The organism is Aureliella helgolandensis, assembly GCF_007752135.1.
GTDB classification, from domain to species: Bacteria; Planctomycetota; Planctomycetia; order Pirellulales; family Pirellulaceae; genus Aureliella; species Aureliella helgolandensis.
The window spans coordinates 3,850,478-3,870,624 of the sequence record NZ_CP036298.1 but is presented as its reverse complement, the minus strand read 5'-3'; the positions used below and the strand labels follow the sequence as shown (position 1 = coordinate 3,870,624).

Sequence of the window (20,147 nt, the reverse complement as noted above, 5' to 3'; positions counted from 1 at the left end):
ACGCCGACCACTTTAAAGCCCTTCGGTGCGGCAGACGTCGCTACCGAAGAAAATTCGACGGAAGAACCTAATGGCTTGATCATGGAGTGCAAGTGACGTGGCAATTCCCATTGTCGAAGAAGCGATTCGCGTGCTCAGTGAACCGCTCCAGCGGCCGATCTCTGAACTCGGGCTGCTGCAGCAATCGCTGCTGTTCGCCGAGCTGTCGAAGATCTCCTACTACCGACCCGATATCGTTTGGGATGCAATCGACTCGGTAGGCTTTGAGCACTACGAATATTTCGACGAAGATGGTGCCCAAGCATATATTTTTGCAAACCAATTCGACTGCGTTGTCGTCTGTCGCGGTACTGAGCCGAACGAATGGAACGACATCAAAGCCGATGTGAACGCTCTGGCTGTGGTGGCAGAAACCGCTGGCCGGGTTCACTTGGGCTTTAAGTGCGAAGTCGATGACCTTTGGCCGCGACTCGAACGAGCGCTCAAGCAAAATGAGAAAACCCTGTGGTTTGCCGGCCATTCTCTCGGCGGAGCCATGGCAACCATCTGTGCAGGAAGGTGCAAGCTGTCGGAGATTCCGGCCAACCCGGAAGCATTGTTCACCTTCGGCAGCCCTCGAGTGGGTGACAACCGCTATATCAACTTCGTAAAACTTGCCCACTACCGTTGGGTAAACAACAATGATGTTGTCTGCCGTGTCCCACCTCCCTGGCTTGGCTACCGCCATGCGGGCCGAGAGATGTATTTCAATGCATTCGGGAAGCTGCGGAAGTATCGTCCGTGGCGCCGCTGGCGCGATCGTTGGTACGGGTTCTTCATGTCGCTGAAACAGTGGAAAATCGACCACCTCTCCGACCACGCCATCACCCTCTACATCGACTCCATTCAGCAGGCGATCCACGAAGAGCAAACCGGAAAAATCCGCCCAGTGCAAAAGGACAAACCCACCTAAATGCGCCGTGGCGCATTTCCAACGATCCCAGCCCTAGCCCCCAAGACGGTTTGCTTCAATTGTACCCCGCCGCGTAACGGGCTGTTGAAATAGTAACCCGCCGCGTGAGCAAGGAAAGATAGTTGCCGCTACAAGGCAGTTTGGGACGCAACCTCCGCGTTAAAATTCAAATTGCTATTAAATCAACAGCCCGGTGAGCAAGGACAGGTGATCGCCGCTTCAGAATGGTTCAGGATTCAGCTTTGGCCGTTAGCCTGAAAAATGCCTTAGGAGGCAGCGTTAGAAAGAGCGGCACTCGCGGTGTGAGATTGCGAATTGCGGCTTGCTAGCGTCAACGATTGGGGCGACGCACGGGTTGGGTGATTCTCACGGCCCGGGGGGCCATGCTACCAGGGACGGTACCAATCGTACCCCGCCGCGTGACGGGCTGTCGAAATAGTAACCCGCTTAGGCTGTGAATTTTTAGCCAAGTGGTTTGCAAATTAATTTTAGGCGCTACAACTATAGCATGAATACTCAAAAACCATCGCAGCTTGCTCGTGTTTCCCGCCCCCATCGTATTCAAGTGGAAATGCACATGCTTTCACTTGAAGATATGCTTCCGCGCGACCATCGTGCTCGCATTGTCTGGTCGTTTGTCAAAACGTTGGACCTAGAACCTCTGTATGAAAAGATCGTTGTCACCAAGAGCACCGTTGGCCGCAATAGTATTGCGCCGGAGATACTGGTTTCACTGTGGCTTCTGGCAACCTTGGATGGCATCGGCACAGCCCGAGAACTTGGTCGCCGATGCGAGACGGACATAGCCTATTTATGGACGCTCGGAAATGTCACGGTCAATTATCACACGTTGAGCGACTTTCGAGTGGAGAACGGAGCATTCTTGGAGAAGACGCTCGTTGACACGGTTGCCTCGTTGGTCGCCCAAGGTCTGGTGCCCCTGGAGACCATTGCCCAAGACGGAATGCGCGTTCGGGCTAGTGCAGGCAGTAGTTCGTTTCGCCGCAAGCCGACGCTTGAGTCATTGCAGCAGCAGGCTCAGGCTCACGTAGATAGATTGAAGAAAGAATCCGAGAACGAATCCGATCGTTCCGATGGAGACGCACGTCGCCAAGCGGCAGTCGAACGAGCATCGCGTGAGCGTCAAGAGCGATTAGATGAGGCTTTGCGACAGTTTGAGGAGCTTAGTAAGCAGCGCGAGTCTCGGAGAAAAGGTGACGGCGAAAAGACTCGCGTGAGCACTACGGACCCTGACGCCCGTAATATGAAGATGGCCAATGGTGGCTTCGATCCGGCCTTCAACGTCCAGTTCGCAACCGATGCTGACTCGCGAGTAATAGTCGCTGTCGATGTTATCAACTCGGGAACTGACAGTGGCCAAATGGCACCAATGCACGAGAAAGTGTGCTCAACTTACGACAAGACACCCAAGACGCAATTGGTCGATTCCGCTTACGCAACCAAGGGCGATGTTAAGACCGTGGAGTCTAAAGGGACCGAAGTCGTCTCCACGATCCCCCGTGGATCGGTATTGGAAAGCAAAGGCAAAGATCCTCACGCGCAGCAACCTGGCGAAAGCGACGAATACACAGCGTTTCGCGCGAGAATGGCCAAAGAGGAATACAAAGAGCTTTACAAGACGCGCCCGTCGGTTGCCGAATTTCCCAATGCGGACTGCCGCAATCGGAACCTTCGGCAATTCAAAGTTCGAGGACTGGTGAAGGTCAAAGCGGTAGCGCTATGGCATGCCGTGGCCTTTAACTTCACACGCATGGTAAACCTGGGGGCCTTGGCAAGCTAAGCAGTTGCAAGGCAACCGCTTGGTTGAGAAATAACACAACTCGAAGAGATGAGCATGATGGACACGAGCTAACTTGCTGGCCAACAATCCGACCAAGTAAGACTTTCAGCCGCCAATTCGAAAAAATTTCGTGGTTGGAATACCAAAAGAGTCCGTTGGTGAAAAAACTTCACAGCCTAGCTGCGTGAGCAAGGAAAGATAGTTGCCGCTACAAGGCAGTTTGGGACGCAACCTCCGCGTTAATATTCAAATTGCTATTAAATCGACAGCCCGGTAAGCAAGGAAGCAAGGAAGCTAGTCAACGCTACCGGACAATTCAGGAAGCTACCCTCGCGGCAAAACCAGCAACGCCCTCAAACCAGCCGTCCGCGCCCACTCAGCGTAAGCCAGCAACCTGATTCAACGCGTCGACAAGATCCGGCGCAGCATTCCACCTCATCTGGGCAGCGGCTTCGCCTGGGGCGTCCCCCGCGGAACAAGCCCCGGTTCGCTTTGCTGCGGGCCACTCCACAGCCCCTAGGCCTCTAAATTGGAGTCGAACACGCGCACTTGCTTCCAACTCGGCTTGTTGCGTTCGATGAACTCTAAATGCCTGGGCTCAATTTGGTAAGCATCATGGGCTGCGAGGTCGGTAAAGACGGTGTTCAAGCAAACGTCAAATGCTCTATCATTGACCGGTCGGTCCAAATCCGGATGCGGTGTGCCAACTGCAAAAAACTCAAGTCCTGGGTGGTTGTTGAGGTATTTCTGGCACTCGCCCAACAGTGCTTGGACGTTGGCGGGCGAGCTGTCGTGCAAGGAAAAATAGACCGTGTGTGCAATGCGCGGAGCGGAGTTCATCTAGGAAACCAAAGTGAGAGGTGCCGAGCGGAGTAAAGACTACAAGATACGGATTAATCGTCATCCGCCAAGTTGCGATTGGCAAACGGGTCTTTATCGTCTCGCCGCGATAGACCGGCACGATCCATCAAACCACGACGCAGGACCTCTTCCATGTGATCATCGTCTGGCGGCGGAGCACCAAACGCACCCAAGGCTTCCGGATCGTAGTCCACCGTATATGCATGTTTGGCAAAAGCGATCACGGTACCGGGATCCAAGCGTTTGCGACTGATTCGCAAATTTTCAACCTTGGTGCCATTGCGACTCCCCAAGTCCTTGCAGAACCAGTACCCGGCTTCGAGCGTGAGCAACGCATGCTGGCTGGAGACGTTAGCGAAGCGCAACACGATATCACACGATTCCCGTCGACCCACCAACAATTTGTCTTTCTTAAGGGAAATGCTATCCCCCCCGCCTGTGGGTACAAGTTGACCGTATTCAGCCATGACAACGCTCCAGTACTACGTTATTCAAATAAGACATTTCCGCTCCGAGCGTTTCTTAGCTCTATCGAAATGAGTCTCAACGACTAGAATTTCGGGTCGAGCTCTAGTAGCTTCCGTACCTTCTAATTTACGCCGAGCAAATGACTACGTCAATTTTCAGCGCCCCTGATTCTGAATTCCCAGCCGTCGACTGGCGGAGTTTGGGTCATCGATACTATCCACTGAATCTTTACCTAAAGCAACGATTCGGTGGAAGAGTCCAGAAAATCAGCTTGGATGGAGGGTTCACTTGTCCCAACGTGGACGGGACGGTAGCGAAGGGGGGGTGCGTCTTCTGCGACAACCGCTCGTTCAGTCCCAGTCGGCGAGTTCGGCGGGATGCAATTGCCTCTCAGATTCAGCGCGGTATCGACGGGCTGCGGCGACGCTACGACACTGAGAAATTCTTAGCCTACTTTCAACCGGCAACCAATACCTACGGTCCCTTGGATAAACTCCGGACCCTCTGGGAAACCGCTCTGGAAGACGAGCGGGTGGTGGGGCTGGTAATCGGTACACGTCCCGACTGCGTCCCCGACGATGTCCTCGAACTCGTCGACGAGTTTGCGGAACACAAGTATGTGTCGCTGGAATTAGGGGTCCAAACCGTCCACGACGCCAGCCTGGAGTGGATGAATCGCGGCCATGGGCACGCAGCGGCTGTTGAGGCGATGCAGCGAGTGACAGGACGGAAGTTTGAAATCAGCCTGCACATCATGCTCGGCCTACCTGGAGAATCGCATGAAATGATGATGGCGACTGCTGACCAAGTTGCCGCCTGGCAGCCTGCGGCTGTTAAAATCCATAATCTGTATGCAGTCGAGCGCACTGAATTGGCCGATCAAGTCCGCAGCGGCGAAGTAACGTTGATGGAGCTGGATGAATACATTGAAGTGCTGGCTGACTTTCTTGAACGACTTCCGCCAGATATGGTGATCGAACGCATTTCGGGTGATGCGCCTCCCAGCAATCTGGTCGCTCCCCAATGGTGCTTGAACAAAGGCACCATCAAGCAGCGTTTGGTGAACGTCATGGAGGCGCGGAACACCTTTCAAGGAAGTGCTTACCAGCATCCCTCCCCCGCAACCTAAAGATTCAAACACCGCATCCATTCAGGGTTGGCCGCTCACTGGCGCACCCAGTCGTTTTCTTCGTGGCCTACCTGCGCTCTCGCTGCCCAGGGTAATCCCGTTGCCTCAGGGCCCCGCTCGCACAAGGCTTCCTCGTGCGGATCAAATAGCAAACCTGCAACCCGTTCGGTGCCCACGAGCTGCCATTGCAATGCAGCCTGCTAAGGGGCAACTTCAGGTTCCGTCACGGTCACCTCGGCGGCATCCAACGACGTCGTGCCACGAACCTTCACAAAGCCAGAGATGCAAACGATGATGGCCGCAACCAAGACAAGGATCTTCAGCCATTTTTCGCGTTGATCGCGAATCGCCTGCAGGCCCGCACTGCGTCCCACCAAAGCAGCAGAGACAAAGAAGACGAACAAGGCCAGCAATATCTTCGTACCGACCAGCGCGTGATAGAGCCCGTCCCCCTTGTGCAATGGAATGGCTTGGAAGTAGTTGTAGAAACCACTCGCCAAGAAGAGCAGCACTCCCAAGTGCACAAAACGCTTCCAGCGCGCACCAATGCCAGAGGCCAATGTCTCATGGGCCTCCGGCGAAAGTAGTTTGGCAGCCGGCAACAACACGAAAAGTGTAAAAACACTTCCCCCAACCAAAGCGATCGCAGTGCCCACATGGACAACCCGCGAGACCACATCAACCCACATCATATTGAATTCTTTCCAGAGTTAGCTGCTAGGCGTGAAGTTTAGCCAGTGACGGCCCGCAATATCCGTGGCTTCCATCAGAAAACCGCTGGAGCCACGGTTACTCTTCCCTTGGGAATCGCTCCGCATCCACTGACCGGAAACAAAAGAACTTGCGGACCTATGTTGTATCAGTTTCCCGCTCGAATCCAATCGGACTGCAAGCAGTCGACGAAGTTCCAGGCTTGGTCTCCACCTAGCGCCAACGCCTTCTCAAGAGGCTTTGGCATCCGCCTCGGCGCGCCACACCGGCAACAGATCTGCAAGCTGGTGGTCTAGCTGGCCACGCGACAACACGTGGTCAAAACCAGCGGCTCGAGCTGCCTCTAAGCGTTGAGTCTGCACGTGCGGCCCAAAGCCGATGAGCTGAGCTGCGGGAAAGCGAGCTCGGTAGCTGGCCGCCGTCTCTGCAATTTTGCTGACCGGCACCGAGCTGAGATCTACAAGACAAATGCGAATGAGAGCGGCGTCGAGCGTCTCCAGTTTGGGAGAATCGCAGTTAAGCACAGTCGCCAACTCCAACCCCTGAGCGGCTGCCGCCGATTTGACTACTGGAACGAAAAAAAGATCTTTGGTTTGGAATAGCAGCATGAGAGCTTGAAAACCTGGTGATGGAAACGCAGCGGCACTCGCTTGGTGGCTCGCCCGGGAGGTATCTTCGGTGCAGTCGCTCTCGTGATTTATGGTTGAGAAGGGCGATGCGGTGAAAGCGCTAGAGCCTGCATAGTACGCGGCAAGCGGAAAATGACGAGCCCCCCCAATCTTCTACCAAATTGGATTTTAGGGCGGAGTGGCACGGACCAGCCCAGTGTTTTTCTTGCTGGCCAGCTGGCGGGTTGGTGAATAGTAACCCGCTGCGTGACGGGCTGTCGAAATAGTAACCCGCTGCGTGAGCAAGGGAAGATAGTTGCCGCTACAAGGCAGCTTGGGACGCAACCGCCGCGTTAAAATTCAAATTGCGATTAAATCAACAGCCCGGTGAGCAAGGACAGGTGTTCGAAGCAACTGGATATTTGGGGACGCGAGCTTCGCGCTCACGCTAAAGACGCAATTGAATCAACAGCCCCATGAGCAAGGAAGGGTGGTCAACGCACCACGTGATTCGGATCGCTGCTTTCACGGTAATAGCAACCACACTTTTAGCTCAATAATCCATTGCGCGTCGGCCTAAGTTTTCATTAAGCCACACGTTCACTAGGGCACGCAACCAACCCGAAAATTCGATTTGGTTGAAGTCTTGGGCTTGTCACCGCAAACGCAATGCAAACGCTGCCGCCAGTCCGCCGACCAACGCCAGTGGCCAAAACTCTCCGGGCCAGTGACGGTGCGCTACGACATCCACACTCCAACCCGCCAATGGAGCGATGGCAAACGTCGCTAGCCGTTGGGCTTGGCTTTCGATGGAAAGCACAGTGGCCCCTTGGCTGGCTGCCCCATGATCATCGAATCGGCTGATCAGGATGGGACGCCAAGCATTCTGCAGAACGCTCAGCAGGACAAAACAGAGAGCCACCACGATGACGCCCCCCACAAGGTCAGCCACCAACAGCGCCACAAACAAACTGAGGTTGAATTTCCACAACCAATGTGCTGCAGCATCCTGGGAACCACACCAGGAAACGATGCGATGGGACAGCCGACTTGCCCAACCACTGGCAAAGAACAACACGGTGTAAACACCAGCGATCAACGCCACCACAGAGGGATTGGTCATCGATGCCTCCAGCGACACAGTCGCAGAGCCATCGGTGGAGCGGGGAAGAAAGCGGGCAACCATCACAGCGACCAGAACGGGTTGGAGGTAATCCTTAATCGCACCAAAGACTCCCTCCCAAGCCATCGACTCGGCCATCAGGCGACGTAGGCTAGCGGTCTTCCATGCATCCGATAATGTCTTACGGAGGTTCCGCGCAACTTCGCGGAGCGTACTGCGAAAACTCTCGCGGTAGACCATCCCGTCGAGCTCTGCCGGATACCCGATCAAATTGATGACGTTGGCGATATAGGGAAGCGTCGCCAGCAGAAAGACGCTGCGAAAGTCACCGCCGAGCAATAGGCAGACGGCAGCCAAAATCGCGCTCAATGCAGAGCCAAATTTACTCCAACTGCGAGTGATTCCATAAATCTTGGTGCGTTCATCCGCCCTGCCCTGCAACCGCAGCCATTCAAAAATCATCGCCTTATGGGTGCCAGTCCGAAAGGAATCACCAATCCCATACAACACCATCGCTGCGAACAGATAGCTGGGATGAGGTGCCCAAGCAAACGTTAGGAAGCTGACGATGTAGGCGACCAGCGAACCGATCATCGTGTTGCGTCGCCCAAATCCATCTGCAAGCGCGCCCGAGGGAATCTCCAACAGGTTGATCGTCAACGATCGCACCGCATACAAGATTCCAATCGTTAAGAAGTCCAAATTCTGTGCCAGCAACGCCAGCATAAAGAAGGGCTCAAAATAACGTTGGTTTTTTAGAAATCCATACAGACAAAACCGGAAAATCATTGCGTCTAAACCGCCCCTGGTCCGACCGTACCATCCGCTACCGAAAACGCTTGTTCGGTCGGAAGAAGGAAGATTTTCCCATCACCGATATGTCCATTGGTGCCAGTTCGCGAAGCCCGCTGAATCGTCTCAATCGTCCGCTCCACAAAATCGTCGTTGACCCAAATTTCGAGCGAGACCTTGCGCAACATCTGCACTTGATACTCCATTCCCCGATAACTCTCCGTTTGACCGCGCTGCCGCCCGAATCCAAGTGCGTCGCAGACCGTCATCCGCTCCACTCCAATGCGATCCAGAGCTTCACGAACGGTTTGCAATTTCGTTGGCTGAATAATGGCCAGCAGCAGCTTCATGGGAATTTCCGATTGAACAAACGAGGAGGAAGCAGCGACCACTCAGCAGAATGCCTGCTGGTGGCCCAATGGATCTATTCGGAGATCGGGAGGAACTGGACCGAGTCCAGAATCACGTACCCGTCGGTATCTTGCGTGCCGATCTCAACCACTGCCGAAGGTCCGAAATCGAATTTCCCCAGCGAATGAAAAAGCCCGTCGCCTCCCGGTTTGGTCTTCTGATTAATGCTGACACGCGTCTTCTGATCCTTGTGTTGGATCAAGACCGGAACGTTGCTGGCACGGTTGGCGTTCTGAGACCACGATAATCGCACCTCATAACGGCCGGGGGCAAGCTCCGCTCGATAGACGGCACGCGTCTGGGAGTCGGCGACTTTGCCATTGTGATGGTATCCTGAATCGACAAAAGGCGGATTGGTGGAGGAACCTTGCCAATTGCCAAGCAACTCCGCTTGCCGGTCATCCACGACGACTCCGGGCAAACTTCGTGAGCGGTTCGCACCGCGTTCTTCCAGCTCCAACACTTGCCCATCCTCAAGCAGCTGTTTGCGTATGCTGGCGTATTCAACCTCTTGTACGGCTTGGTCTCGTTCCAAAGCTAGATGCAGTACCGTTGCAGCCGAATGTCCTAAGATCATGAACACCGGTTCCATGCGAATGGAACCGAACGCGATGTGGCTGGAGGACACGCACACCGGCACGACCAAATTCTCGCACTCATCTCGTTTAGGCAAAATGGCGCCTAGGGCGATTTCGTAGGGGCGTGGTGTGTGGACGCCAATATCCCCTTCGTTCTGCACAAAGCCTTCCGGAGTGATGTATCTCTGCACATTGTGGGAGTCAAGCGTATACGAGCCCATACCGATGGAATCTGGTGTCACTTTACTGTCCAAACAATCATGCTCCGTCATCACATAACTACCAATCATCCGTCGTGCTTCCCGCACATAAATCTGATGGGGCCAGCCGCCATTGTCTTTGAATTCGTCCGTTGGCAGTCCCCATTCATTCATGCTCTCCTGTACTTCAGCCGGTACACGAGGATCATTGGCTAGAAAGTACATCATCCCTTTCTGATAGATCTCATGTGCTCTTACAATCTCAGCCCGCCGCTCGTAACTTGCCTCGGGGTAGTCGTAATTTTCCCCAATGAAGTCAGTGCTAAAGGGGCCATGGTTGTTGGTATCCGTTTTGTAATTCGGCATCATGTCGAATTTCTCAAACGCTTCCCGCCAGCCATAGTCGAAAACCCTCAAGAGCAATGCATACTGATCCGCGTCGTAGCCATCTGGTTTTGGAAATGCAACGCGATTTTCGGGCGATTTGCTAAGGCACATGCGAAAACAATACGCTTGAACACGATGGTCCCCCTCCCCTTTCACTCCAGGCGGTTCTGCGCTAACTCCAGCCAGTAAACCACTCGCCGGATCCCCTGCAACACGGTAGGGATCCACGGGGTGATTAAACCAGTGCTTGTGGTGGAGCGTGCCGACCTGAATCCCATTCCATTGTTCGTCGTAGACGGAATTTGCCTCTCGCCCCACATGGAAGGAGACTCCGGCGGCAGCCAAGAGATCACCTTCGTAGGTCGCATCGACAAAGGCCCTCGCCACGTAGGTATTTCCATCCACGGTCGCAATCGCCTTAATGCGACGACCTTCCATCACCACACCGACGGTGCGTTGCGAGTTTTCGGCGGAGTTCTCCAGAGGCGTTCGATCCAACCACTGATCTCGGAATACCGGAATCTCGTGTTCAGCGATCAACTCTTCGAAGATTGCTTCCGCCACGTGTGGTTCAAACACCCACATGGTGCGACCATCCCCGCGCGCGGAAGGCCCTCCTTGATTGCGATTGCCAAACTCGGCCTGTGGTTGCCAACGCCACGCCTGTGGCTTCTGGTAGTGCTTCCATACGCGATGGTAGAAGTCGCGGCTAATCCCACCAATCGCCTCCTTCTTTCCCGAATCGGTCCACCCCAGCCCGCTGGACGTCAGGCCACCCAAATGATTCTCGGGACAGACAATGGCAACCGTCTTCCCCAGCTTCCGAGCTTGGACCGCCGTTGTCACGGCCGCACTGGTCCCGCCGTAGACGACGATGTCATAGCTCCGCTCTTCGGCGCGAACCGTGGGAGTCAGAATCACCCCTAGGCAAAGAAAGATTATTCGCTTCATGATCAAGCTGCCCTATTATTCTTTGTGAGTCTATTATTCTTTGTAAGTGATGTACGGTTTATGTGGTGTACGGTGTTAGTTGTCTATGCGTCTTGCGGCAACCTCGTGGGGCCAAGCGGACGAATGCTAACACGTATTCAGGATTGATCCAGAACTCAACGGGCTGTTGAAATAGTAACCCGCTGCGCGAGCAAGGAAAGATAACCTCCGCTACAAGGCAATTAAGGATGCTACCTCCGCATTAAAATTCAAATTGCGATTAAATCAACAGCCCGTCAAGGCCTGGAGTGCCCCAGCGAACCGGCTGGATGCCAAGTCCACATTTCAAATCCAACAGCGGCATTTTGCACCAATCTTAGCACCTCAGATAGCGCAGTTGTCTGGGACGCTCTCGACGCCCCCTATCCGTGAGCGCTGCGTCGAAATTGCATTCCGTACACGACATAAGCGCGAGTGCCCCAATCCCAAATCCAAGGCGAAATGGGAGTAACCTGACTAATTTTAGCGGAGAGTGTGGGATGGTTTTTCAACAAGTGATAAATCACCGATGGATTTACGCCACTAAAAAAATTCTTGTCCCGCACCGCAGCCGCGGCGGCTTGTGGAAGTTGCTCGATGGGCAGCTCACGCATGCCGGGCCAGGTATCGGTAGAAACCAGATCGGTAACCAGTAGCCCCACGCCATCGCCTCGCAGCAGCTCGAGCATATGCTCAATGTGCCGCAGGCGAAGCGCTGACAGCAAATCAAAGAATTCTTCATGATCCTCGCCAATCGCGCGCTGAGCTGAATCGATCAGCTGGGTTAACACGCAACTGGAGAGCACGACGTCAAAGCCACCTGATAAAACCTCCAGCTGAGATGTACCCCGCAGTCGCTCCAGAGCCGACTTGACGACACCCGGCGTGGGCAGACATTCACTCCAGTGGGCAAACTCGGGGCTGAGCCCGGTCAGGTCGAGAGGAGCCCTAATTTCAATCTGATCACTCGCCTCCAATCCAACCCGAGCTACCGCCGCTTGCAAGGCGCTGCGATCGATATCAACCAGCGTGAGTTGCGCAAACAATTGACACAGTTCCAGGAGGTCGAGGTCATTGCAGTTCCCCGCGCCCAACACGCACATTCGCAGAGCATGTCGCCCCACGCATCGCCCCACGATGCCCCGCAGCTGATTTGTAATTTGAGTGCGATGCGAAGCAAAATGGTCCCACGCTGTCGCCGTCTGCGCGTTTCTCGCACTCTGCTGGTGCTGTAGGAAGGAATAAGGAGAGGAAGTCATCGGAGGGCAAGCATTCCGCAGTTCGAATTCATCGCATGGAGATTAAATAAGTCCAAACCACCATGGTTACGGCTAATAGCGGAACGTCGATCCATAAACTGTGCCGGGTGCGTCTGGCACTCTTCAACATGCCCAAGACATGGCCGGTCGGACATGCCAACTGACAGTACGACATGGGGCGCCAAAGTACAAGTAGTAGACTCAACAGCCAGATCACAATACTCGCCGACACCCCCACTTTCCATGCGTAGGTGTCGAAGGGCTCCAGCCAAGTCAGGGCAATCGAGGTTTCAGTGACGGTCCAGAAAATGGCTGCCAGGATCACCAGCCCTCGACTCAGCTTGAGAGCTCGAACCGCAAGACGCGAAATTGACGTTCCCCAGAGGGTTGGAAGTGGCCGGCAAAAATGCGGTATGCGAACTCGTAGGGGCCTAGCCCATTGCTGCAGAGCACCGTGGGGACAGAGATGGTCGCAATAGACATTCTGTCGCAACAAGACAGGAGAGACCAGTGCCACCGCTAGCAATACCGCCAACCCAGGCGCAAATAGCATGGGGCCAACTCCCGCCGTCGTCCACCCCGCAAACAGCGCAATCGACAGGAGATTCCCGGTCCCAATCCCCAGTATCACAAAGCACCCCAGCTGCCACAATCGCCTCGGCCACTTGCGACCTCGCCAGTGCGAGCGACACCACACCAGACTCAAGACCGCCACCACAGCGGTCGCGAGCTCGGTAACCGACCAATTCCAACCTCTCGCTAAGGCCTTCTTCTGCGGCCCCACCAAGTTTTGAATGCGCGTCGCTGCAAGCCCAATGGTCTCGGCTACCGCCAAGGAGGTCATGGTAGCCCCGGAGACTCCTTCGATCTTCTCTGCCTCGAGGTCGATCCCTCCCAGGGACTTCAGCGATCTTCCCGCAAAAAGTGGCCAAAATCCATACTCTTGCCGCACGTATCCAACATACGGCTCGTTGTCGTACGAACTCCGAATTTTCACCTTTTCTAGAAGGGAATTCGCTGTGAGCATGTTCCCTGGAACCCCATCGGCATCCGGGGAGCTCAGCCACATGACAAGTTCAGTCGGGCCCTGATATCCCTCAACGGAATCGACTAAGGGGCCCGTTCGCACAAGAGTCCCCAACAATTGCTGGCTGGCGTCGTACATCTCCCACTGTTGCAGCGACCCACGCTCCACCCGTTGCAATTGCGTGCACTTGGGGCAAACGAGCCGTGCATCATCGAGCGTAATTGGATCTGGAAAACGCAAACTGAGCCGCTTTCCCGTTGTCCTTAACGCAAGAGCCTCAGCGATGGCCAAACTTGTCAGAGTTGCCCCGCTCACCCCGTCCATCTCGAGTCCGGCTAACTCCTCCCACGCCTGCCCCACGAACTGCTGCCAAAAATCTTCGTCCCGACGAACGAGATCCGCGTGCTCTTGGGTATCACCCGATGACAAGAGTTCTAAGCCGGTGATTCGGCGTTTCTCATCGACGGCAATCAGGACGTTGTTAGGGCCCGAATAGCCAATAATCCGATCTGCCTCTGGACTCGTCGTGGCTACCCAGCCGAGACTGTTTTCCGACGCATCCCGTACGTTACGCAGACCATCCTCTGACGCAATTCCCATTTCCCGAGCACTGGGGAACTGGCCTACAACATGCGACAATCCCAATCCTTGCGTCTCAGATTGGCTTCGTAGTGTGGAAATCTGCTGCAAACCGCCAATCAAACCGCACAACAACGCGATGCGCAAGGTATGCAGCCACGCATCGCCCCAGCCACGCCGCCGGACGGAACTACGCAATACCGTTCTTGGGGCCGGAGCGTTGGGATTGATGATCGGTAACACGGTGGGCTGCGGCTATTTTTTCACGGGTAACAACTGGGCTGCGTCAATATGCACCGTTCCGCCAGCGTCTGCCGAATCGATGACCACTTTGACAACGTCCCCCTTCTTGAGCTCTAGTGTGGTCAGCTTGGCAAATCCATCCTCTGCAGCCGGCTTCCGCATGTTAACCGTCGTCGCAAGGGGTGCTTGCGTCGCTTGCAACACCGATACGGATACATGATCGCCACGATTTTCGTGGGGCAACCACGAGATACGAACTTGGAACTGCCCCGCCTCAGTTGCCTTGAGGGTGAACACGGCTTGCGCCCCACTATTGGCCGAAGCGTAGCGGTAGCCAGATCCCACAAATCCCTTGAGTCCATCCCCTTCCGTCCACTTCCCTTTCAGATCCGCCTGCCTGTCATCCACTACCACGCCAGGCAGTGAAGCGGTGCCAAGCGTTTCGGGACCGTAGGGACCGGCTTTGGGCAAGGCATCATCGGGCACGGTAATCGGGCTGGTAACCGTTTCTCGAAATGCCTTACCAGGCAATTCCAGCAGTTGAATTAACTCTGACAAATGGTCTTGATAAACATCGCGCGGCTGGCATTCGTGTTGTGTGCATAGGCTGGCTGCCTTCCCCACAACCTCTCCCATCATGCCGCAAGTCTTCATGACCCGAGTCGTTCCCAGTGCTTCGTGTGTCACACTAATGCATCTACCCGCCATGAACAGATTGGGAATGCTCCTGGAATAGAAACATCGGTAGGGCACCGGGTAACCGTATTGGCGATCGATCCGCCGATCGTGCTCGGCTATCGAAATGAACGGATTGTCAGGAAACTTTTGAGCGTACTGTTCCTTGGGGTAATGCAAGTCGATGCTCCAAGTACTGGGCACGCAGCCATCTGGGAACTCGCGTTTGTTGACAATATCTTGTTGGGTGAGCACGACGTCGCCCGTCAATCGTCGACTTTCACGTGGCCCGCCAATGTAGGCGATCCAGGTTAGAACAGCATCGCGATGTTCGGCGGCTCCATCTCCGTTCTTCATGGCATTGAACGCACCGTACACAGCTCGCAAGTTCCAGTCGCGAATCCCCTCCGCATCACCAAGTGGATCTTGGTCAAAACCACTTTCCCAGAACCATTGTCCATGGTGATCGCGTGGATAGGGAAAGTCGGCCATGTTCAAGGGCAACGCCCAGGGGGTCTCCGGAAAGGAGGTTTCGGCACCAACTTCATCCCAAGTCCACATATTACTCATTCCCATCCTGCCACCAGGGGTCATATTCCAATCGGCTTCCGCTAGATAGCCGAGAGTTCCATGGCCTGTGCAATCGGCAAACAAAGCTCCCTCAAAACGTCGAACCGCGTTGGTCCGCGTATCGATCGCGTCGACCGATTCGATGGCATCTCCCTCCTTAGACAAGCGGAAGGCGTGGTGGTTGAGAAAGAGGTCAATGTTCTTCTCGCTCCGCACGACCTCCTCCTTGTGCGCATCACCAAATTCTTCGGCTCGTCCCGGAGACTTGGTCGCAGAATCTGCAAACTCCTCGATAATTTCACCAATGCGAGGATACTTGCCACGGCGGATATGCCCCATCGCCCAAACCCGAACCTCGCTGGAACCATTGCCCCCCAAGACTCCACGATCTTGAATCAACGCAACCTTGCAACCCATCCGGGCAGCTGAAATTGCGGCTCCCATGCCACTATAGCCCCCTCCAACCACCACCAAATCGTAGCCTTGTTTGATTTCAACAGGATGCTCGATGCCCAACAAACGTCGTCGGAACGGAGAAAGCATCTCCGAACTGTTGTCGGGCTCCTGAGTCGCATCCGTGGTGAGATAAATCGAATCGCATCGACCATCAAACCCAGTCAAATCCTGCAATTGCATTGAGTGCGTTCCGGCTGTGAGCTTAACCTGCCCCGCGCGATGCCAACTCCAATCCTTGCCAGCGATCCCCAAGTCATTGGCGAGTTCTTGGTTGCCAATGCGAATCTTAAATCGGCCAGGCGAGCCAGTTGCGTCCCAGCGAGCCACCCAGTCGTACGTTCTCACCCAAACGGTGTACTCACCCGCTTCGTCCATTTTGAATTCAGTGGTAGCATCCTCCACAGGCCGCCCCAGACCATGCGCCAGCAGGTAGGGTGAGCCCATCTCTGTGATGAATTGCGTATCCAGTTGCCATCCACCATGCTGCTCAAAGGACTCCGCTTCGACCAACACTTCGGCTGTCGAGCCCACGGTATGCAAGAGTGCTAGAAGGGCGAAAGTTAACAGGTATCTACTACGCATCATGGTGCATCAGCTCTGCAGTTGATTGAGCGGGTAAAAGTGCCACTACAGTCATCCCTGTATGCAACACCTCGAGTTCGACGGGTAGGCAAAGAATTGCCCGCCCCAAGTATACCAAATCAACAATCTACCGGGAGAATCCCAAGTGCATGGAATACGGGCCGTTTGCGTGCGGTCCTACCAACGTAGCGACTTCACCCACGCCAAGGGAACCATATACCATGCCTGTACCGCTCGAGATTAAGGCCATTTGGTTTATTCTGCTGAGCCTGCTGGGATCCCTAGAGCGAGTGCACCACGCGCGAGAGGCGACCCGCTCCGCCACCATCGGTATCAATGCCCATCAATCCGAAGTGCTCCAACACCTCGGCGAACCCGACTACATCTATCCGGCCAGACCAATGGGCATCCCATTTTCTAACAGCCCCAAGCCAATGCAATGGTTGTACGGTACGAGCCTCAATTTGCAGTATTTGTACACCCCTTGGGTTGGCCCCAACCCCTTCCCGGTCAATCTGCGAATTTTTGCGTTTGCTCAAGATGATCTAGTGATCGATTGGAACGACGAGGGCCGTGTCGCCCAGATCAACACTCCCCACCTAGTTGCGTCGGAGTCCGAGCTCCGCTGGCTGCGACCGCTCGACTTCTTGTGGCTGATCAGCCAATTGTTCCAGGCAGAAACAAACTCGATCTTGCTCTAATGCCTAACGAATCCGCGCACACATCCATCCTCCAACGGCACCCGTCTGTCTTACTTAAAACCCGCCGCGTGACGGCTTGTTAACATTGCACCCCGCCGCGTGAGCAAGGAAAGGTACTCGCCGCTACAGCCAGATGTGGGCTGCAACCTTAGCAACAAGTCCCCCCCTCCCAATTGCAACAAGCTAGCAATCACCAAGAAACAGCCGCAGGGCTCCCGGCTTGTTGTGATCGCGTCCCATCAGTCGACTGAGCATTACTCAACTTGCGTTCCCAATTTCAATGCTTAAATCCACTCTGAATCGCGTTGGAGCCACTCCGAGAACATGGAGTGCTCTTTCAATCGTTGTTTTCAGTAGGTTCGGCAATGGAGCGAGACCGTCCTCAGCTGTCCGCTTGGCTTTCGAACAGGACTCTCGCTTACACCACTGCGATGTTCGTGGAATTGAAGGGGCAGCTAGCGTCGTCCAACTTGAGGCAACAGAGTTCCCGCCCGTACATAGTCGCAAGACTTATCGCCTGAGAAGGTGGCAGTTCCTGCAGATTTTGCTTGTCGTCGTAAGTTACCAAGCTTACACAGTGGTTTATCGGCGTGTGGTCGCTGCCAAACATGGCTTGTCGTATTGGGAGACCGACTTTCAACAACTCAAGTGCATTCGTTCGTATCCGCAGCGATGTGGGGTATTCAAGCTGTCGATCCACGGTCGGCGACTATTCGATCCCCGAGATCTTGGCAATCGCTTTCGACCGAATCGCGTCAATCTGCAAGCGCAGATCGGGCGGAACGTTTTCCAGTTGTAGGTTGGCATCGCGATTGAGCACCAATCCTTCGACAAGATCGAACCATGGTACTTTGGGATCGTTCGATGCCGCTTCCAACGCTTCGTTAATCCAACTCTTGATCGTACGATTCGAACGATCAAGAGCTGACATAGCCTCTTCCTTACTGCCGATACTATTCAAGGCGATCGCCAGGGGGGCGTCGACTAAACCGCGTGATGGCCAATCTTTAGCGTTTCCGGCGGAACGCAGCCAAGAGGTGGCTTCCTCAAAATGGCCCGCGCGCAGATGCGCCAATCCGAAAATATAGTCGCAAACGAATGGAGGCTGCATGTCGACGTGAACTTGCCGCGCGCGTTGGTCAAACGCTGGTCTTGGGCCTAGTGGAAGCAAACCGAGCAACTCTCGCTCGAAACTGCGTTGAGGATGGGGAGGCCGCGGAGGTGGATTAGCCACCCACACTTCTGCCAATTCAATAAACAGGTCGCTCGCGGCACTGGTCGGCGTAAGCAAAACTCCACGCAGCGTACTCCACTTGTGTTTCGCTGGCGAATCCTGCAGAAAGCTTCCGAACTTAGTTTCAAGTTGGAGGAACGCACCTTGTTTTTCAGCAAGCAAGAACAGAGCAGGGACGCCCCACCACTGCGGTTCATCGACCGGGGCGCCCAAGTCCAACGCCCGCTTGTAGTCGTCTGCAGCTTCGCTCCACAGATTCAGTCGCGCGTAAAGCTGCCCGCGCATTACCCAAGGCAAATAGTAGGTCGGCTGCAGATCCCTAGCTTCGATCAAATCCCGGTTGGCTAAGGCCCAACGCTTGTTTTCCGCATGCGATTGCCCGCTGGCAATCAGCAGATTAGCTTGCGTTAAGCGACCGGCGAATTGTTCAATTTCTCGTCGAGCATCGGTGGCGTCGCGTTCTGCGATCAACGCCTTCTGTAATGCCAATTCCTTTTGATCTCGTTCCCGAATTGCTTCCCACATCTGCCACAAGCTGACGATTGTCCCCAGCAGCAACGAGGCAGCAAGCAAGCTAATGGTAAGCAGTGGTTTGCGATGGCGACGCGCAAACTTGCCGAGCTGGTAAAGCGAGGATGGCGGTCTCGCCTCGATCGGCTTTTCCTCAAGGTACCTTCGCAAGTCGCTGGCCAACGCAGAAGCCGATTCATAACGGCGATTGCGATCCTTTTCGAGCGACTTCATGACGATCCAGTCCAAATCGCCGCGCAGCTGTGACTTCAGACGACTCGGACCGGTACGTCGAGAGGCTACAACCGTGGTCAAACGATTGCCCAACGTCGAAATGCGATCACTGGGAATCGGCGGGTCCTCTTCACGAATGATTTGGCGCATCTCGTCGAAGCCGACCGAGTTAATGCGTTCGCGTTCAAACGGGGTCGTGCCGACTAGCATCTCGTACAACATCACCCCCAGCGAGTAGATATCGCTGCGAGTATCTACATCCAGACCGCTCATCTGTGCCTGTTCAGGACTCATATACAGCGGAGTGCCGATCATCGAATAGAAGCGAGTGTAGATCGTCTTCTCGGTGAGTTCTTCGTCAATCGCTTTAGCAACTCCGAAGTCAATCACTTTCACGACCGCCTTGTCATCATGCAATGTGACCATAACATTCGAGGGTTTCAAGTCGCGATGGATGACACCTTTTTGGTGGGCATGTTGGACCGCTGAGCAAATATCCTCAAACAGCCGAATGCGTGCTTCGACACTAAGCTGATAGTTGTCACAGTAGTCGGTGATGGGCACCCCGCGTACAAGTTCCATCACAAAGTAAGGACGCGCATCGGCGGTAATCCCCGCATCAAACACCCGAGCGATATTGGGGTGGTCCATCATCGCCAGCGCCTGGCGTTCCAACTCGAATCGCGCAATGACTTCCTTCGAACCAGATCCCGGCTTGATGATCTTCAACGCGACCCGTCGCTTGACCGGCGTCTCCTGCTGCGCCACGAACACTAGGCCAAAGCCGCCTTCGCCAATTTGCTCCATCAATCGGAAGGGCCCAATCATCAATCCAATATGTTCAACAGTCGGAAGCAGCTCTAATTCGCTCAGCTTTCGACGCGCCGTTCCGGTTTTAGATTCACTCGCGACAAGAGCGAGATCCAAAACGTGATCTGGCATCTCGTGCGCAGCCAAAAGGCCGTTAACTGACGCCCGCAACACAGCGTCGTTAGTACATGCGCGGTTTAAGAATGCACCGCGTTCAAGCGGATCTTCGATTTCAATCGCATCCAGGAAAACAGAGCGTTCGTTTGGGATAGTCATA

Annotated in this window: 16 protein-coding genes; 4 read left to right on the top strand and 12 right to left on the bottom strand. The window is 54.7% G+C overall.

Annotation, left to right across the window (positions count from 1 at the left end; genetic code table 11):
* Positions 1 to 97: 97 nt before the first annotated feature.
* Positions 98 to 952 carry a lipase family protein gene (locus tag Q31a_RS13840; RefSeq protein ID WP_145078687.1) on the top strand — a complete coding sequence of 285 codons (855 nt, stop codon included), beginning with the start codon at positions 98 to 100 and terminating at the stop codon, positions 950 to 952.
* A gap of 508 nt (positions 953 to 1,460) precedes the next feature.
* Positions 1,461 to 2,753 carry an IS1182 family transposase gene (locus Q31a_RS13835; protein ID WP_145078684.1) on the top strand — a complete coding sequence of 431 codons (1,293 nt, stop codon included), beginning with the start codon at positions 1,461 to 1,463 and terminating at the stop codon, positions 2,751 to 2,753.
* Positions 2,754 to 3,269: 516 nt separating this feature from the next.
* Here the strand turns inward: Q31a_RS13835 and Q31a_RS13830 are convergent.
* Entirely contained in the window at positions 3,270 to 3,593 is a 324-nt protein-coding gene (locus tag Q31a_RS13830; RefSeq protein WP_145078681.1) for a Dabb family protein, read from the bottom strand.
* Between the two features lie 53 nt (positions 3,594 to 3,646).
* Positions 3,647 to 4,081, bottom strand: a complete 435-nt coding sequence (locus Q31a_RS13825) for an FHA domain-containing protein (RefSeq protein WP_145078678.1) — start codon at positions 4,079 to 4,081, stop codon at positions 3,647 to 3,649.
* A gap of 140 nt (positions 4,082 to 4,221) precedes the next feature.
* On the opposite strand from Q31a_RS13825, the gene Q31a_RS13820 reads away from it, so the two are divergent.
* Positions 4,222 to 5,211 carry a TIGR01212 family radical SAM protein gene (locus tag Q31a_RS13820; protein WP_145078675.1) on the top strand — a complete coding sequence of 330 codons (990 nt, stop codon included), beginning with the start codon at positions 4,222 to 4,224 and terminating at the stop codon, positions 5,209 to 5,211.
* Positions 5,212 to 5,411: 200 nt separating this feature from the next.
* Here Q31a_RS13820 and Q31a_RS13815 read toward each other — a convergent pair whose 3' ends face one another.
* The 8 genes from Q31a_RS13815 to Q31a_RS13780 all read right to left on the bottom strand — a co-directional run bounded on the left by Q31a_RS13815 (position 5,412) and on the right by Q31a_RS13780 (position 16,381).
* Positions 5,412 to 5,903: a hypothetical protein gene (locus Q31a_RS13815; protein WP_145078672.1), complete on the bottom strand. Its 492-nt coding sequence runs from the start codon at positions 5,901 to 5,903 to the stop codon at positions 5,412 to 5,414.
* A gap of 249 nt (positions 5,904 to 6,152) precedes the next feature.
* Positions 6,153 to 6,530: a hypothetical protein gene (locus Q31a_RS13810; RefSeq protein WP_145078669.1), complete on the bottom strand. Its 378-nt coding sequence runs from the start codon at positions 6,528 to 6,530 to the stop codon at positions 6,153 to 6,155.
* A gap of 655 nt (positions 6,531 to 7,185) precedes the next feature.
* A complete protein-coding gene (locus Q31a_RS13805) occupies positions 7,186 to 8,442 on the bottom strand; it encodes an MFS transporter (RefSeq protein ID WP_145078666.1) in 1,257 nt (418 codons plus the stop codon).
* Between the two features lie 5 nt (positions 8,443 to 8,447).
* Entirely contained in the window at positions 8,448 to 8,795 is a 348-nt protein-coding gene (locus Q31a_RS13800; RefSeq protein ID WP_145078663.1) for a P-II family nitrogen regulator, read from the bottom strand.
* Between the two features lie 74 nt (positions 8,796 to 8,869).
* On the bottom strand, positions 8,870 to 10,972 hold the full coding sequence (locus tag Q31a_RS13795) for an FAD-dependent oxidoreductase (protein ID WP_145078660.1): 2,103 nt from the start codon (positions 10,970 to 10,972) through the stop codon (positions 8,870 to 8,872).
* Positions 10,973 to 11,373: 401 nt separating this feature from the next.
* A complete protein-coding gene (locus tag Q31a_RS13790) occupies positions 11,374 to 12,249 on the bottom strand; it encodes a hypothetical protein (protein WP_145078657.1) in 876 nt (291 codons plus the stop codon).
* Positions 12,250 to 12,277: 28 nt separating this feature from the next.
* Entirely contained in the window at positions 12,278 to 14,098 is a 1,821-nt protein-coding gene (locus tag Q31a_RS13785) for an FMN-binding protein (RefSeq protein WP_145078654.1), read from the bottom strand.
* Positions 14,099 to 14,110: 12 nt separating this feature from the next.
* Positions 14,111 to 16,381 (bottom strand): FAD-dependent oxidoreductase, encoded by a 2,271-nt coding sequence (locus tag Q31a_RS13780; protein ID WP_197356869.1) that lies wholly within the window; start codon positions 16,379 to 16,381, stop codon positions 14,111 to 14,113.
* A 221-nt stretch (positions 16,382 to 16,602) separates the two neighbouring features.
* Here Q31a_RS13780 and Q31a_RS13775 point away from each other — a divergent pair, with 221 nt between their 5' ends.
* Positions 16,603 to 17,082, top strand: a complete 480-nt coding sequence (locus Q31a_RS13775; RefSeq protein ID WP_145078648.1) for a hypothetical protein — start codon at positions 16,603 to 16,605, stop codon at positions 17,080 to 17,082.
* A gap of 418 nt (positions 17,083 to 17,500) precedes the next feature.
* Here the strand turns inward: Q31a_RS13775 and Q31a_RS13770 are convergent, their stop codons facing one another.
* On the bottom strand, positions 17,501 to 17,782 hold the full coding sequence (locus tag Q31a_RS13770) for a hypothetical protein (protein ID WP_145078645.1): 282 nt from the start codon (positions 17,780 to 17,782) through the stop codon (positions 17,501 to 17,503).
* Between the two features lie 9 nt (positions 17,783 to 17,791).
* A complete protein-coding gene (locus Q31a_RS13765) occupies positions 17,792 to 20,146 on the bottom strand; it encodes a serine/threonine protein kinase (protein ID WP_145078642.1) in 2,355 nt (784 codons plus the stop codon).
* Position 20,147 lies beyond the last annotated feature (1 nt).

Excerpts from the sequence above, each read along its gene's own strand:
- Q31a_RS13805 (WP_145078666.1), bottom strand. The coding sequence starts at position 8,442 with ATGATTTTCCGGTTTTGTCTGTATGGATTTCTAAAAAACCAACGTTAT.
- Q31a_RS13775 (WP_145078648.1), top strand. The coding sequence starts at position 16,603 with ATGCCTGTACCGCTCGAGATTAAGGCCATTTGGTTTATTCTGCTGAGC.
- Q31a_RS13810 (WP_145078669.1), bottom strand. The coding sequence starts at position 6,530 with ATGCTGCTATTCCAAACCAAAGATCTTTTTTTCGTTCCAGTAGTCAAA.
- Q31a_RS13820 (WP_145078675.1), top strand. The coding sequence starts at position 4,222 with ATGACTACGTCAATTTTCAGCGCCCCTGATTCTGAATTCCCAGCCGTC.
- Q31a_RS13780 (WP_197356869.1), bottom strand. The coding sequence starts at position 16,381 with ATGCGTAGTAGATACCTGTTAACTTTCGCCCTTCTAGCACTCTTGCAT.
- Q31a_RS13790 (WP_145078657.1), bottom strand. The coding sequence starts at position 12,249 with ATGACTTCCTCTCCTTATTCCTTCCTACAGCACCAGCAGAGTGCGAGA.
- Q31a_RS13795 (WP_145078660.1), bottom strand. The coding sequence starts at position 10,972 with ATGAAGCGAATAATCTTTCTTTGCCTAGGGGTGATTCTGACTCCCACG.
- Q31a_RS13835 (WP_145078684.1), top strand. The coding sequence starts at position 1,461 with ATGAATACTCAAAAACCATCGCAGCTTGCTCGTGTTTCCCGCCCCCAT.
- Q31a_RS13800 (WP_145078663.1), bottom strand. The coding sequence starts at position 8,795 with ATGAAGCTGCTGCTGGCCATTATTCAGCCAACGAAATTGCAAACCGTT.
- Q31a_RS13815 (WP_145078672.1), bottom strand. The coding sequence starts at position 5,903 with ATGATGTGGGTTGATGTGGTCTCGCGGGTTGTCCATGTGGGCACTGCG.
- Q31a_RS13825 (WP_145078678.1), bottom strand. The coding sequence starts at position 4,081 with ATGGCTGAATACGGTCAACTTGTACCCACAGGCGGGGGGGATAGCATT.
- Q31a_RS13765 (WP_145078642.1), bottom strand. The coding sequence starts at position 20,146 with ATGACTATCCCAAACGAACGCTCTGTTTTCCTGGATGCGATTGAAATC.
- Q31a_RS13830 (WP_145078681.1), bottom strand. The coding sequence starts at position 3,593 with ATGAACTCCGCTCCGCGCATTGCACACACGGTCTATTTTTCCTTGCAC.